The organism is Sciscionella sediminilitoris (assembly GCF_000737195.2).
In the GTDB taxonomy this organism is placed as follows: Bacteria; Actinomycetota; Actinomycetes; order Mycobacteriales; family Pseudonocardiaceae; genus Sciscionella; species Sciscionella sediminilitoris.
On record NZ_JALM01000214.1, the window covers coordinates 1 to 212 of the forward strand.

The window sequence follows — 212 nt, forward strand, 5'->3', positions numbered from 1 at the left end:
CCGGCGGGGAAGGTCATCGACGGCAACGGCGTATCCGAGGCCCGTCCAGACAACCGCGCGCGCAGTGCCCACGCCTGCTCGGCAAGGCCTTCCCGCACATAGATGTCTCCGGGGTTGGCCGCGGCGGCCCGGACCTTGACCACCACCTGTCCAGGTGTGGCCACCGGGTCGTCTACCTCGCGCACGTCGAGCACGTCGACATCGCCGTAATG

Annotated in this window: 1 pseudogene; it reads right to left on the reverse strand. The window is 69.3% G+C overall.

From position 1 onward, the window contains the following. A pseudogene (locus AD72_RS35205) lies at positions 1-185 on the reverse strand (hypothetical protein); the annotation flags it as partial. Positions 186-212: the final 27 nt, after the last annotated feature.